We start from the raw sequence: 13688 nt of genomic DNA on the forward strand, positions 1-13688 counted from the left end.
CAGTTTTTTCCTTTCGTTTGCTTGGCGGCTCACGATTGGAAGTTTCTGCGATGGACATCCATACCAATGCAAATGTCAAACTTCTACTGTCACCCCGGCACAGCCGGGGGATTACCTATTGGATTTAGGATGATAGGTGCCGCTGAAAGACGTTTTGAGATTGCCCAGCAGCGTGTTGACCGCACGAAACTGTTCGAGCTTGACGCTGGCCGCACCGCCGCCGGTGATGGTGCGCTCGTGGCTGGCGCCGACCGTGGTGACGCCCGTGAAGCAAGCCAGGCCATCGGAGATCACTTGGGCTGAGGCGCACAGCGATTTCCTGGCCCACTGTGTCAGTGCGTCTTTGGTGAACTCCAGTTTCTTCAAACACACCAGTATGGGATGGCCCGTGTCGGTGGTCTGCACCGCAGCAATGAAGGACACCTTGTTTTGCGAGCCCCGGCCTCGCTTGCCCCCAGGCAGCGCGCCGCCGAGGTAGGCGTCGTCAATCTCCACACGACCATCGAGTTGGCGCGTCTCCTCGCGCTCGGACATGACCTGCAACAGCTTGTGCTTCATAAGCCAGGCGCACTTGTAGCGCACGCCCAGGTGACGTTTGAGCTCCAGGGCCGAGACGTTGTTCTTGGCCTGGGTCAGCAGATGCATGGCCAAGAACCAGCGCGTCAGGGGCAGTTTGGTGGCCTGAAAGATCGTCCCGCAAGTCACAGTGGTTTGCTCGCGGCAGGCCGAGCACTGCCAGTATTGCAGCCCCTTGCGCTCAAATGTGCAATGACGCGTGCTGGCACAGTGCGGGCAGACAAACCCCGTCGGCCAGCGCGAAGCGACCAGCGCCGCGTGGCACTTTTCCTGTGTGCCGTAGCGCTCCATGAAGTCGGCTATCGACAGTCCCTTTTGAAATTGAACCTGGTTGATCGACATGGCATATCTCCTTTGAAGAGAGGGTGCGCATGTTGCTCCAATTCAGACTATGGCGAAGTAGGCCTACTGAACTTGGGGGCTAATCAGGTTATTTTTTGAGCTAAAAGCGCCATAGCCCCCGTCGAATGGTCTTGGGGTGCTATTATTTTTGCATCTGAAAAACGCAAAAAATTGCGCTGCATCGACTGCAGATAGGTCGGGTCGTAGTGCTGCGTGAGCAGCGCCTGCACCACCGGGGCGATGTTGCCAGCGCGCACTTGGCGCTGCCAGCCCTCCACCAGAACCTTGCCCTTGAACTCGGTCAATACCTGCAGACGCGCGCAAAAGCTCTCGACGTCGCTGACAAAAAAACTGTAGTCTTCCATCAACAAGGCAACACGTTCAGCGTCCGGCAGCACCAGGTTCAGGCAGGGGCTTTGGCGCATGGCCTCGATCAGCGCGGTCGGCACCGCCACATTGCCCACCTTCTTGCTTTCGCTCTCGATGAAGACGGGGCGCGTGCGGTCCAGCGCTCGCAACGCCTGCCACACCAGCGTGTCAAAGCGCTTTTGGGTCGGCTGCGCCTGTCCCGGAATGGCACCGAGCACCGAACTGCGGTGCCGGGCCAGCGCCTCCAGGTCCACCACCTGCGCCCCTTGTTCGGCCAGGGCCTGCAGCAGGCGCGTTTTGCCCGAACCCGTGGTGCCACTGATCACACGCCAGTCCAGGCCACTGACCAGCCGTGGAATATCCTGCACCACCGCCGCCCGAAACGCCTTGTAGCCACCTTCGACCAGCGTGACCCGAAAACCGATCTGACTCAAAATCAGCGCCAACGCGCCGCTGCGTTGGCCACCACGCCAACAGTAGGCCAGCGGCTGCCAGTCTTTGGGTTTGTCGATCACCCAACGATCAATGTGGGTGGCCACATTGCGGGCCGCTATCGCCGCACCGCGCTTCTTGGCTTCAAAGGCGTTGACCTGTTTGTACAGGGTGCCGATATCGCGGCGTTCCTCGTTGTTGAGCGTCGGCCAGTTGACGGCGTGCGGCAAGTGGTCTTCGTCGAACTCGCCGGGGCTGCGGGCGTCGATGACGGTATCAAACTCATGCAAACGAGCGATGACCTCGGTTGCGGGCAGGGTGTTCAGGCTCATTACAGGATTTTTTTCAGTTCCGGCCAGACATTGGCCAACATGAGAGGGTGGGCCTCTTCCTTGGGGTGGATGCGGTCGGCTTGAAACAAACGGGTCGCGTCATCTTCGGCAATGCCTTTGAGCAAGAACGGCACCAGCGCGGCGCGCCTGGCTTTTGCCACGCTGGAAAACATCGCGGCAAAACGCTCGCCATAGTCTTTGCCATAGTTGGGGGGAATCTGCATGCCGATCAGCAGCACTTTGGCGCCCGCCTGTTGCGCCGCCTGCGTCATGAACGTCAGGTTATCCTGGGTGAGTTCCAGCGGCAAGCCTCGCAGCGCGTCATTGCCACCGAGTTCAATCAGCACATGGGTCGGCCGGTGCTGGGTCAGCAGCGCCCCCAGCCGCGCGCGCCCGCCGGAGCTGGTGTCGCCGCTGATACTGGCGTTGATCACGACGGCGGGAATTTTTTCGGCCTTGAGTTGCTGCTCAAGCAACGCCACCCAGCCGCTGCCACGTTTGAGGCCATACTCGGCACTCAGCGAATCGCCCAACACCAGGACTTTTCTGGCTTGGATGGTTTTAGGGGTCGGGGCAGCGGCATTCGCCGGTGCTAACAGCGATACCCCCGCAACAGCGGCCAGTACGCCTGTGGCGATAAAGTGTCGCCGATGCTCGTCAGTTCGATACAAAGAAAGCCTCATGTCTGATTCAATTATTTCTGTTGAACACGTGTTCAAGTCGGTCACCGATTCCACCGGCACGCTCGACATTTTGCGCGATATTGATTTTGCGTTGAATGCCAGGGAAACAGTCGCCATTGTCGGGGCTTCGGGTTCCGGCAAAAGCACGCTCTTGTCGATCATCGCGGGTTTGGACACGCCCAGCCGCGGCACCGTCCGGTTGGCCGGGCAGGACTTGTTCGCCCTCAATGAAGACGAGCGCGCGGCCGTGCGGGCCCAAAAAGTCGGCTTTGTGTTTCAGAGCTTTCAACTGCTGGGCAATCTCACGGCGCTGGAGAACGTGATGCTGCCGCTGGAACTGGCTGGCAGGCGCGATGCCCGACAGGCCGCGACCGACATGCTGGCGCGCGTGGGCCTGTCCGAGCGCCTGGGCCATTACCCCAAGGTGCTCAGTGGCGGCGAGCAACAGCGGGTGGCGCTGGCGCGCGCCTTTGTCGTCAACCCGGCGCTGCTGCTGGCTGATGAGCCCACCGGCAGCCTGGACTTTGCCACCGGTGAAAAAGTGATGGAGCTGATGTTTGACCTGAACCGCGAACTCGGCACCACGCTGGTGCTGGTCACCCACGACCGCGCCATTGCCTCGCGCTGCGCGCGCTGCATCACGATTGAGGCGGGGCGGGTGATGGAGACGGCGTTTGAGGTTTAAGGCGTTGATGGCCTAAACCCGGCGTGGAACGGGATTGCTTGGAGAAAGTAACAAGCTGGTTTCTTGGGCGTGAAGGTGGGCAGCGCGTAGAGTAGAGATGTGGCGCGGTAAGTCCAGTCACGAAACAGTTTCTGTTTGCCGCCTCGTAGCTACGATTCGGTGCCTTTTGTTGCCCTCAACGTTGGCTTGGGCACCGGAGAAAAGGTGCTTCCCATCGAACCATAGCCGCACCATTTCTCAGTAACGCGTATCCGCCGGTTTCTTATCCTTGGGCCAATCCTTCACCTTGTCCGGGAAATCCGGGCGTGACTGGTGCGAAAAATACTCCGCGACATCAACAGCCTCCTGATCCGAAAGCCCCCCTTGTCCCAGCGGGAATTTCTCATGGAATCCGATCGGCATGTTGCGCTTGACAAAGGCCGCCGCGGTATAGGTCCGCGCCATGCCAGCGCCGATGTTGAATGAATCATCGCCCCAAAGTGGCGGGTAGATGAAGCTGCCATCGGCCTGCGTCAGGCCTTCGCCGTCCTTGCCGTGGCACACCGCGCACTGGGTCGCGTACACCTGCTTGCCATTTTCCAGGTTGGGCTTGATCGCCATGTCCACCTTGCCAACGCCGCGTCCGGCGACCTTGTCCTGCGCCTTGGTTTCCTTTTTCATCCAGTCGAAATAGGCCACCATGGCTTTCATGTCCGCCGAATCCGCAGGCAGCGGTTTGCCGTTCATGGAGCGTCTAAAGCAGCCGTTGATGCGGTCTTCGATGGTAATGACCCGTCCGGCGCGCGCGCCGTAACTAGGGAAGAAGGCCGATACGCCGACAAATGGCGAACCATCGGCCACCGTGCCGGCGTTCAGATGACAACTGGTGCAATTCAAGGCGTTACCGACGTTCTGCGGCAACAGGGCTTTGGTCTCAAGATGCAGGCGCATGCCGCGGACAAGCTGCAGGGCAGTGGGGCTGGCGAGCATGTCCGCCAGACGCGGCGTTTCAAAATTGGACGAATCCGTGGTCTTGGGATCGAGTTCTGCACGCATCTTTTTTACCTGAGACGCGGCAACCGGTTCGGCGTTATTGCCCCAACTGCCGCGCACGAAACTTAGGATTTCAGCGAGTTCCTGATCGGACAGCCGGGCAAAGGCCGGCATGGTGTAGATGCGTGGATGCGCGGCGGTCTCGGCCGTTTTCCAGCCGGTCAGCGCGATATGCATCAGCGTGGCCGGGTCGGCGGCAGTGATGGAAGGGTTGCGCTGCATCGCCGGGAATATCCCCTTGACGCCTGCGCCATCCTGGCGATGGCAATCGACACAGAATTGCACATAACCCAATCCGCCGCGTGTCGTGAACAGATTGGCGGGGACCGTCGCTGCTGCAGCGCGTACCGGCGCCGCAGGCATGGGCAGATCGTGCTCGCCCGGCGGCAGCGACTTCAAGTAGGTAGCGATAGCCGTCAAGTCGGCATCCGTGAAGTGCTGGGTGCTGTTATGAATCACCTCCGCCATGTTGCCGGACACCGTGGCAAAACTATTCTGTCCCGTTTTCAGCAGCAGGGCAGTGTCCTGCACCGTCCACAAATTGCGCAGGCTGAGCGCGCGCCACGATTCAACCGTTTCGCCCGCGAGATAGTACTTGCCATCGGAACCCGCATCACTCATGGCCTTCTCCTGGAAAGCAATACCGCGCGGCGTATGACAGGAACCGCAGTGTCCCAAGCCTTGCACCAGATAGGCGCCCCGATTCCAGACGTCATCCTTGCCCGCATCAAGCTTGAAGGGCGCATCATTCAGAAACGCCCAGTTCCAGAACGACAAACCCCAACGCATGCTGAACGGCCAGCTCATCTCCGCCGGCTTGTTGGCCTGATTGACCGGCGCCAAGCCTTTCATCAGAAAAGCGTACAAGGCGCGCATGTCGTCTTCGCTCATCTTGGCGTAGGACGGGTAAGGCATGGCCGGGTACAAGTTGTGACCGTCCGCGGTCACGCCGACACGCATGGCGCGGTCAAATTGCGCAAACGAATACCTGCCGATGCCGCTGGTGGCGTCAGGCGTGATATTGGTCGAATAAATTGTGCCCATCGGCGTCTTGAGTTCAAGGCCGCCCGCCATCGCTGGCCCCTTGTTTGCAGTGTGGCAGGCCACGCAATCGCCCAAGTGCGCCACATACTTGCCGCGCTCAATCAATGCTGCCTCGTTGTCGGGAGCCCTGGGTGCTTGCGCTGCGCTGTTTACTTGGGCGGGTGTCGGGTCGGCAGCCTGCGCGGCATGTCCAAGAATCAAACACGCACCAAGAACGGCCAGAAGTGATCGGGAGATATTCATTGCACAAATCCTTGAAAAAAACATTGTTGACCTTCGTCCTTTACAGGTGGGAACCCCCCATCTATCGGGACCAGGAAGCCGCATTGATGTTCAATGCGGCAGTATAAGGAGGGGCGCTGGTGCTGACAGATCCATTTGACAAAGCATGTTGACGCGGGCTTTCAGTGCGATCAGGTTTGCAGAAAAGGAAAGCGATTCTTTCTAGTTCGAGTCAAGCTGTTTCTTTCTTGGCAGCGTCAACTTCGCCTCCAGCCCGCCCTCGGATCGCTGAAGCAGTTCGAACGCTCCGCCGAAGCGCTCGGCAATCGCTGCAACGATGGACAAGCCAAGTCCGCTGCCTCGACCTGATCCGCGTCGCCAGAAACGTTGCTTGGCCAGCACCAGCGCCTCCTCGCTGAGCCCCGGTCCTCGATCACAGACGCTGAACCGAACCGTGTCCGGCGAGCGGCGGACCTCCAACCTGACGCTATTGTTTGCGGGGGAATAACGCAAGGCGTTTTCCAACAAATTACGTAGTGCGGTAACAGCCAGCGCCTGGGGCAGTACCAGTTCGGCACCGCTGGCGTCGCTGTCGAATTCAATGCGCTCCGGCGCCTCGGGCGTCGCATCGCGCATGGCAAGGAGCGCGACTTCGTTGGCCTCTGCGAGGCGCCCATCTTCCCAAGAGACAGTGCCTTCCACTTGTGACAGCGTCAACAACTGCGAGAGCGAGTGCTGCAGCCGCGCCACGCCCTCTTCGGCGTAATCCATGGCCACGGCGGCCTCCTGGCCGTGCGTGATGCGGGCGACCTGAAGATGGATCTTGATGGCGGTGAGAGGTGTGCGCAACTCATGGGCCGCATCGCTGGTAAAGCGCCGTTCGCGGCTGAATGTCTCGCTCACCCGCGCCAACAGATGATTCAGGGTGTTGACCAAAGGCTGCAAGTCGCGCGCGATGGGCGCGTTTTCAATTGGGGTCAAGGAATCTGGCGTGCGGCTGGCCAGGACCTGGCGCAGGCGTTCCAGTGGCCGCAACCCACTGCCAACACCGAACCACAGCACCAGCAGGCTGCCCAGCAGGGCGGCGACAAAGGGCACGACAGCAGCCACCATGACATTGCGCAACAGGGTGCTGCGCTCGCTCAGACGATCGGACGTAGTGACGCGCAAACCCAGTTTATCCAGGGTGTAGCTGCGCCAGTGTTCACCCCTGATTTCGCGATTGACAAACCCGGGGCCGACCTGATCAATGGCCTCGGGCGCAGCGCCCGGGGTGCTGGCAATCACCTCACCGCGCAGCGAGACCTGGCACGCCAGGCCTTTCACCGTCTGCGGCATGCTCAAGGTGGAGACGCCGGCTTTGCCGCTTCGGCCATCCCACGCAGCCGGGTTCTGCGACATCAGGCCGGCCACCATATGGGCCGACATTTCAAGGCGCTGATCCAGGGTGCGCTGCATTTCCTGCTCCAGGCCGTGCAGCATCCAGATCGCGACCCCACCCCAGAGCAGCAGCATCGAGACGCCAATCATCAGCAGCAATCGCACGCGAAGTGTCATTCGGTCACCATGCTGCATCGGTAGCCTACGCCACGGACCGTTTCGATGATGTCGGCCCCCAGTTTGCGGCGCAGATGGTGGATATGCACATTGAGCGCATTGCTTTCAATCTCCTCACTGAAATCGTAAAGACTGTCCTTCAACTGATCGGGGCTCAGAATGCATCCACGAGCCTGCAGCAGGGCAACCAGCAGCGCCAGTTCGCGTCGTGACAAATCGATGGCCCGTCCGTGCAGAAAGACCTCACCCCTTGCCGGATCAACGCGCAACGCGCCATGCTCAATGAGATCCACGCTGCGTCCGGCGGCGCGGCGCAGCAAGGCTTGTAGACGGGCAACGAGTTCGCTGAGATCGAAAGGCTTGAGCAGATAGTCATCGGCGCCGGCACGCAGCCCGGCCACGCGATCTTGCACGGCGTCGCGCGCGGTCAACACCAGCACGGGTAGCGCCATGCCGCCAGCCCGCAAGCGCCGCAGCAGGCTCATGCCATCCTCGTCGGGCAGCCCCAGATCGAGTATCACCACATCGCAATGCACGGCTGACAACGTGGCCTGCGCCTGCGCCGCCGTAGTCACACCATCGACGGTCAGGCCGTGCGCGCGCAATCCGACCAGGATGCCGTGAGCAATCAGTTCATCGTCTTCAATCAGTAAAACACGCATAGTGGCTCTGTCAGTATCGGTTCAAAAAGGTGGATTCTCAGCATCTGAATCCACCCGTGCGCGGGCTCTATGTTGGTCATCTGAAATGGAAGCGTGGACCCATTACGGCGTGATGGAGATATAGCCTGATTTTTCAAAATCGACTATTGCGCCAATGCCAGACACGACAATTCGGCCATAGGGAAGAATGTCTTGAGGTGCGTAGCCTTTCAGTCGCATCGCCACGCCGCATTCATACATCTTCACCCCGCCTTTGATCATCTCGTCAAGTATGGCTCGGTTGGGATTTCCTTTCGGATGAGGCTGTTTCACTTTTTGCTCGTAGGCTTCGTCGGTCAACAGAAACTGGGCTCCGTCGCCTCTGAACACCATCACTATTTCATAGTCTTTGCCGGGTTTCATTCCAATGGCTGTGTATTGATCATAGAGATTCTTCGCCGCCATCACTTGCTTGCTGATGCCATTGGGAACGGTGTCAGCATAATTTATCTGGACAGCCACTTTAAGTTCCGACTGGTTGACGATCTGCAATGGCGGCTTGGTGTTTTCTGAAAAGCTGAAGGGGGTTTCAGCGAAGGCAGAAGATGACATGCCATTCAATGACAAGACGAGAAGTCCCGCGATGGCTATTGAGACGGTGCTGACTTTTTTAATCATATATATCTTCCCTGCTTGTGGTTGATTAGTAAACTGTGACTCAAACCAATTTTTATTGGTAAGTGGGGTGACACTGATTGACAGTGCCGAGTGACCTTGCACCGACCGGCCGAGCAGGCCCCGGCTGCAGTCGGATCAGCAGCTTGCTGGGCCACCGGGTAGCCTCAGCGCGGGCCCATAATTTTGACTAGCATCTCTGCCGATGGCGCGCCTTGCATCTTTTGCAGATTACCGCTGGCATCCTTGTAGAAGATCGTGGGCGTGGCCGAGGAGCCGAGTTGCTGCATCAACTTCTGGTTGGCCTCAAGCTGCGCGCGTACTGTTGCCGATATTTGGCTCAAGGGCTTGACGCCACCACTGGCATGCTGCTGTTCGTGCTGGGTCAGGGCGGCTTGCGCATCCTGTGCCGAGAGCAGGGCCGCCGCCTTGCCCGCGCTGGTGTCCGTCAGGATCGCCACGATGACGTGGCGCAACTGCACTTTGCCCGCACTGACCCAGGGACGGGCGTCATTCCAGAACTTGTTGCAGTAGGGGCAGTTCGGGTCGGTGAAAGTGTAGATGATGCGCGGAGCGTTCTTGCTGCCATCGGGAATCCAAGTGCTGTTGTCAAGCTGCTTCCATATCTTCCCGGTCATGGGTTTGCTGACCAGCTTGTTCAGTGGCTCCTGACTAAGGTTTGCCCCTTTGGCGTCGATCATCGAGCCGACTATGGCCTGTTTGCCGTCGGCGGTCAAATAGATGGCCAGCGGCTGTTGGTCGACGATGCCTGCATAGCCGGTCAGTCCGCCTGGCGCAGCAAAAGTCCCTATCACCTCAACGCCCTGCGTTTCCAGCGCCTTGATCGGTGCTGGCCAGTCTTTCGCCTGCGCAGCCAGGGTGAGGCCGATCAATGTGAACAAAACTGCAAACACAGCAAGTGATTTCTTAAGCATGGGGGATTTACTCCTTATTTGAGAGATTTGAGGGGAACCGGAACTGGTCTAATTTGCTCGCCAACGAGGCGGCCGATAGGGGGCCCAAATGGGTGTCGACCAGTCTTCCGTTGGCGTCGTAGAAAAGAGTGGTTGGCAACGCCCCAGAGCCAGCTTCGCGCCCAAGGGCGGTGCCGGGGTCGATCACCACGTTGGCGAGATCAAGTCCGGCGGCGGTGAGGTAGTGCTGGGCTGTCTCCCCATCCTCGCCCTGGTTGACAAAAACAAAACTTAGACTGGTCTGCTGCTTCTGCGCGGCGGCGAGCACCGGCATTTCACGCCGGCAAGGGGGGCACCAACTGGCCCACAAATTGACAACCATGGGCTTTCCCTGCGCCAACGCGGCAAGGTTCGTCGGCTCACCCGCAAGCGTCGTCACAGATGCTTGGGGCACAGTCGTATTTTCCATCATGCGTATCGCACCAAATAGCCCTCCCCAGGCGACCGCCCCAGCCGCCAGACCGAAGGCCAGTGGTCTGCGCAACGCCGGGCGGCGCCAGGCCCGCCAGAACGCCACCAGCAGAGCGGCCATCATCCCGGCCCAGGGTGTAAACCCGCCGTCACGGATATCGAGCATGGACCAGGGTGAGTTGCGGTAAGTGTCAAACCAGATGGAAACAAAGGCGATGCGCGCCACCAGCACAGCGGCGACCAACATATCGATTGCGATATTGCCTACGCCGGTCCGCTGACTACCCCCGACCAGGCGGCCTACTCCCGCCGCAACCAGTAGAGCCACCAGCATTAGAAAAAGTGTGATCGGCAAGGATAGGGGACCGACATTCAATGTCAGCATGTTTAACCCTTCTGCCTTGCCCGCGCCAAGCGGGCGAGAAATTCGTCGGCACTGAGTTCGCCGACGATGCGCTCGGCACGGCGCTCTTTGCCATCGGGGCCGATCAGCAGCATGGTGGGCGGGCCGAGAATCTGGTGGGTGCGCATCAGCGCCTGGTCATCGGCATTGTTGGCCGTGACGTCCGGACGCAGCAGTTGCATGTCGTTCAAGGCTTGCTGCACGCGCGGGTCGCCAAACACCTCGCGTTCGATCACACCGCACGACACGCACCAGTCGGCGTAGAAATCCACCAGCGTCCACTGGCCGCGTTGGCCCGCCGCGGCAACCAGCACCTCAAGCGCTTGCGGTGTCTTGAGCGGTCCGAAGCGGGTCATGAAACTATTCCTGACGGAGGGCGACGCGAGCGGGCTGGCAATGGCGCCAATGTTCAGCGGCTGCAGGGGGGCATGGGCGCCAGCGGCCGCACCGATCACCATGGAGCCGCCCCACAGGCCCAGCAGCAATGCCAGAAAGCGGGAGACTAAGCGCCCCCTGTCGGTGCCGAGCTTTTGCACCAGTGACAGCAAACTGAGGGCAATCGCCAGCAACCAAGCGCCCCACAGGCCCAGCGTCAGTGCCGCAGGCAAGACACGCGCCACAAAAAAGATACCGGTGCCCAGCAGGATAAATCCGAACAATGCTTTGACCCGGTTCATCCAGTCACCTGGCCGCGGCAGCAGCCGGGCCCCGAGAGTTCCGACCAACAACAGTGGCACCCCCATGCCCAGCCCCATGGCGAAAAGGACCAGGGCGCCGGTCAGCACATTACCGGTATTGCCGATGTAAAGCAGAGCGCCAGCCAGTGGCGCGGTCATGCAGGGGCCGACCAGCAGCGCCGACAGCACGCCCATCGTCGCGGCGCCTGTCATGGTGCCGCCGCGCTGGCCCTGGCTGGCGTTGTTCACACGGTTGCGCAGCACGGCCGGCAGTTGCAGTTCATAAAAGCCAAACATGGCGAGTGCCAGCATCACAAATACCAGCCCGAAGCTGCCGAGCACCCAAGGGTTCTGTAATACGGCTTGCAGATTGGCGCCTGCCAGCGCCGCCGCCGCGCCGACTCCAGCATAGACAAGCGCCATCGGCAGCACGAAGGCCAACGACAGCACAAAGCCGCGCTTGGCACTCGCGCCGCTACCCGCGATCAGGCTGGAGAGAATCGGCACCATCGGCAATACACAGGGTGTGAACGTCATCAGCAAGCCCAGCCCGAAGAACACCAGCAGCATCCAACCCAGGTTCAGGCGTGACAGACGGTCGGCCAGATCCTGATCTTCGCCGAGTGCGCCCGACGCAGTCCGACTCACGCTGGCAGCCGCCACGTCCGGGCTGGCGGACTGTGCTGCGGCGACATCGGCCAAATTCACGCGCCGGGTTTGCGGCGGGTAGCAAAGACCCGCATCGGCACAACCCTGCCAGCCAATCGTCAGTGCTTGGGTATCAGGCGCCGTGAGTAAGGCCGTTACCTGGTCGTGGTAGACCTCACTTTCGCCGTAGGTCTCATCGGTCTTGCGGGTGCCAGTTGGCCACTCAACCTTGAGCGCACTTCCGACGGGGTCCACCTCGACCTTCATCTGCTGGCGATAGAGGTAATAGCCCTGGCTGATGTCCCAGTTCAGGCGCAACTGACCATCGGCTTGCTTGCTGACGTTCAGACGAAAAGCCTGTTCCGGCTGCAAAAAATCTTGTTGGGCATGCGCCGGCAGCGCCCACCACATTGTCAACATCACGACCGACCACAACAAACGCAGCATAAGTGCTCCTACATCAAATGGAGCACGCATCTTTGCGTGGCAAGATTAAGGCTACGTTAACGGTGAAACAATTTAAGCCACGAGTGGACCTTCTGCATCTGTCGTGGCCTGTGACTGCCGTAGTTCCAATTGCCGACGCCCTTCGGAGACTTCAGACATGCCCACCAAGACGTTCACAAGCGGCCGCATCAAGAAGGCCGACTACAACACCGCATCGCGACAGCTGGACCTGCATTGGGACAACAAGACCGTCCTGGCCTACAAGCATGTTCCCGAAGAGGTGTATCGGCGCCTTTGCAGCGCACCCAACCCGGCGGCGTACTGGGAGGACCGGATCGCGGAGGAGTACCCGAAGGGCACACCGATGACCTCCAGTGCTGATCCAGATGGAGCCAAGAAATTTAATGACCTGTTTGGGGGCGGGGACTGAGTGGCGTGAAGCGATAAAAAAGCCCCATCTCCGCGGGAGAAGGGGCTTTGAATTTGGTAGGCGCAATTGGACTCGAACCAACGACCCCCACCATGTCAAGGTGGTGCTCTAACCAGCTGAGCTATGCGCCTGAAATTGTCATCAGCCGCAAATTGTAGCAGCAAAAATTCGGCCCACCTCAAACCCGAACTTGCACCAGTTCAGGCGTCTGAAGACCTCCTTTATAGCCAGATCGCATATGTAAATCATCAAAAGATAGTTTGAAATATAAAGCCTTGCCTTTAGAGTCCAACTCCTATGCAAGACTTCGCTTTTATTTTTGCCGGCTTTTTTGTTGGAATCGTGGTGGGCCTCACCGGGGTCGGCGGCGGCTCGCTGATGACGCCCATCCTGATCTTTGTTTTTGGCGTCAAGCCCTACATGGCCGTCGGCACCGATCTGCTGTTTGCCGCGTTCACCAAAATGGGCGGCACCGTCAAGATGGCACGCGCGCGTCAGGTGGAGTGGCGTGTCGTGTTTCATCTGTCGGCGGGCAGCATTCCGGCGGCATTGATTACCCTTTTGATCCTCAACCGAGTGGGCGCGGCCAGCGCCCATGTTCAGCATCTGATGACCAGCACCTTGGGCGTGGCCTTGCTGCTCACGGCGGCAGCCACCTTGTACAAGGCCATGCGCGGCAAGGCAGCGCCCACGTCTGTGGCGCGCGGCCAGGAGGCACTGGCCGCCAAGCCCCTGCACTGGAGCCTGCCGCTGCTGTTTGGCGCCGTGATTGGCACACTTGTGACCCTCACCTCCGTGGGCGCGGGCGCCATTGGCGTCACCGTGCTAATGGTGTTGTACCCCTTGCTGCCGCTGCCGCGCATTGTGGCGGCCGATATTGCCTATGCCGTGCCGCTCACCTTGGTGGCGGGGCTGGGCCACGCCTCACTGGGTTCGGTGGACTGGCCCTTGCTGGCCAAACTGTTGGCGGGTTCGATTCCCGGCATCTGGGTCGGCTCGCACCTGATGTCGCGCATTCCAGAGCGGGTGATTCGTTCCCTGCTGTCCGTGTTGCTGGCCTATGCCGGCACCAAATTAATCGCCTTGTGAGACTTCACCGGACAATCCA

12 protein-coding genes, 1 tRNA gene and 1 pseudogene are annotated in these 13688 nt (G+C 59.9%); 3 read left to right on the forward strand and 11 right to left on the reverse strand.

The window, feature by feature from the left end:
• Positions 1-129 precede the first annotated feature (129 nt).
• The 3 genes and pseudogenes from WA157_RS17350 to WA157_RS17360 all read right to left on the reverse strand — a co-directional run.
• Positions 130-918 (reverse strand): annotated as a pseudogene (locus WA157_RS17350) (IS1595 family transposase); the annotation flags it as partial.
• A gap of 83 nt (positions 919-1001) precedes the next feature.
• Complete coding sequence (gene mnmH, locus WA157_RS17355; RefSeq protein WP_422622154.1) at positions 1002-2051, reverse strand: tRNA 2-selenouridine(34) synthase MnmH; 1050 nt, start codon at positions 2049-2051, stop codon at positions 1002-1004.
• On the reverse strand, positions 2051-2734 hold the full coding sequence (locus WA157_RS17360) for an arylesterase (protein WP_422622155.1): 684 nt from the start codon (positions 2732-2734) through the stop codon (positions 2051-2053). The genes mnmH and WA157_RS17360 overlap by 1 nt, the downstream gene beginning before the upstream one ends.
• Between WA157_RS17360 and WA157_RS17365 the strand changes: the two genes are divergently transcribed.
• The gene (locus WA157_RS17365; protein ID WP_422622156.1) at positions 2733-3419 is read left to right on the forward strand and encodes an ABC transporter ATP-binding protein; all 687 of its coding nucleotides are present in this window, start codon (positions 2733-2735) and stop codon (positions 3417-3419) included. The two genes, WA157_RS17360 and WA157_RS17365, sit on opposite strands and share 2 nt — an antisense overlap.
• Positions 3420-3656: 237 nt before the next feature.
• Here WA157_RS17365 and WA157_RS17370 read toward each other — a convergent pair whose 3' ends face one another.
• The 7 genes from WA157_RS17370 to dsbD form a co-directional block, all read right to left on the reverse strand.
• Complete coding sequence (locus WA157_RS17370; protein ID WP_422622157.1) at positions 3657-5738, reverse strand: c-type cytochrome; 2082 nt, start codon at positions 5736-5738, stop codon at positions 3657-3659.
• A 201-nt stretch (positions 5739-5939) separates the two neighbouring features.
• Positions 5940-7274, reverse strand: coding sequence for an ATP-binding protein (locus WA157_RS17375; protein WP_422622158.1), 1335 nt, complete (start codon positions 7272-7274; stop codon positions 5940-5942).
• Positions 7271-7936: a response regulator gene (locus WA157_RS17380; RefSeq protein ID WP_422622159.1), complete on the reverse strand. Its 666-nt coding sequence runs from the start codon at positions 7934-7936 to the stop codon at positions 7271-7273. The genes WA157_RS17375 and WA157_RS17380 overlap by 4 nt, the downstream gene beginning before the upstream one ends.
• Before the next feature lie 102 nt (positions 7937-8038).
• A complete protein-coding gene (locus WA157_RS17385) occupies positions 8039-8593 on the reverse strand; it encodes a DsrE family protein (RefSeq protein WP_422622160.1) in 555 nt (184 codons plus the stop codon).
• Positions 8594-8757: 164 nt separating this feature from the next.
• Positions 8758-9525 carry a thiol:disulfide interchange protein DsbG gene (gene dsbG, locus WA157_RS17390; protein ID WP_422622161.1) on the reverse strand — a complete coding sequence of 256 codons (768 nt, stop codon included), beginning with the start codon at positions 9523-9525 and terminating at the stop codon, positions 8758-8760.
• A 7-nt stretch (positions 9526-9532) separates the two neighbouring features.
• On the reverse strand, positions 9533-10360 hold the full coding sequence (locus WA157_RS17395) for a redoxin family protein (protein ID WP_422622162.1): 828 nt from the start codon (positions 10358-10360) through the stop codon (positions 9533-9535).
• 2 nt (positions 10361-10362) lie between these two features.
• On the reverse strand, positions 10363-12150 hold the full coding sequence (dsbD, locus tag WA157_RS17400; protein WP_422622163.1) for a protein-disulfide reductase DsbD: 1788 nt from the start codon (positions 12148-12150) through the stop codon (positions 10363-10365).
• Between the two features lie 157 nt (positions 12151-12307).
• On the opposite strand from dsbD, the gene WA157_RS17405 reads away from it, so the two are divergent.
• Positions 12308-12580, forward strand: coding sequence for a KTSC domain-containing protein (locus WA157_RS17405; protein ID WP_422622164.1), 273 nt, complete (start codon positions 12308-12310; stop codon positions 12578-12580).
• A gap of 54 nt (positions 12581-12634) precedes the next feature.
• Here WA157_RS17405 and WA157_RS17410 read toward each other — a convergent pair.
• Positions 12635-12711 (reverse strand) — tRNA-Val (locus WA157_RS17410).
• Positions 12712-12877: 166 nt separating this feature from the next.
• Between WA157_RS17410 and WA157_RS17415 the strand changes: the two genes are divergently transcribed.
• Positions 12878-13669 carry a sulfite exporter TauE/SafE family protein gene (locus tag WA157_RS17415; protein WP_422622165.1) on the forward strand — a complete coding sequence of 264 codons (792 nt, stop codon included), beginning with the start codon at positions 12878-12880 and terminating at the stop codon, positions 13667-13669.
• Positions 13670-13688: the final 19 nt, after the last annotated feature.

Origin of the sequence: Rhodoferax ferrireducens (genome assembly GCF_049302455.1) — a bacterium.
GTDB lineage: Bacteria > Pseudomonadota > Gammaproteobacteria > Burkholderiales > Burkholderiaceae_C > Rhodoferax > Rhodoferax ferrireducens_B.

What these genes read in the sequence shown, in the direction of transcription:
- WA157_RS17360 (WP_422622155.1), bottom strand. Translation starts at nt 2,734, where the DNA reads ATGAGGCTTTCTTTGTATCGAACTGACGAGCATCGGCGACACTTTATC.
- WA157_RS17405 (WP_422622164.1), top strand. Translation starts at nt 12,308, where the DNA reads ATGCCCACCAAGACGTTCACAAGCGGCCGCATCAAGAAGGCCGACTAC.
- mnmH (WP_422622154.1), bottom strand. Translation starts at nt 2,051, where the DNA reads ATGAGCCTGAACACCCTGCCCGCAACCGAGGTCATCGCTCGTTTGCAT.
- WA157_RS17415 (WP_422622165.1), top strand. Translation starts at nt 12,878, where the DNA reads ATGCAAGACTTCGCTTTTATTTTTGCCGGCTTTTTTGTTGGAATCGTG.
- dsbD (WP_422622163.1), bottom strand. Translation starts at nt 12,150, where the DNA reads ATGCTGCGTTTGTTGTGGTCGGTCGTGATGTTGACAATGTGGTGGGCG.
- WA157_RS17380 (WP_422622159.1), bottom strand. Translation starts at nt 7,936, where the DNA reads ATGCGTGTTTTACTGATTGAAGACGATGAACTGATTGCTCACGGCATC.
- WA157_RS17375 (WP_422622158.1), bottom strand. Translation starts at nt 7,274, where the DNA reads ATGACACTTCGCGTGCGATTGCTGCTGATGATTGGCGTCTCGATGCTG.
- WA157_RS17365 (WP_422622156.1), top strand. Translation starts at nt 2,733, where the DNA reads ATGTCTGATTCAATTATTTCTGTTGAACACGTGTTCAAGTCGGTCACC.
- WA157_RS17395 (WP_422622162.1), bottom strand. Translation starts at nt 10,360, where the DNA reads ATGCTGACATTGAATGTCGGTCCCCTATCCTTGCCGATCACACTTTTT.
- dsbG (WP_422622161.1), bottom strand. Translation starts at nt 9,525, where the DNA reads ATGCTTAAGAAATCACTTGCTGTGTTTGCAGTTTTGTTCACATTGATC.
- WA157_RS17370 (WP_422622157.1), bottom strand. Translation starts at nt 5,738, where the DNA reads ATGAATATCTCCCGATCACTTCTGGCCGTTCTTGGTGCGTGTTTGATT.
- WA157_RS17385 (WP_422622160.1), bottom strand. Translation starts at nt 8,593, where the DNA reads ATGATTAAAAAAGTCAGCACCGTCTCAATAGCCATCGCGGGACTTCTC.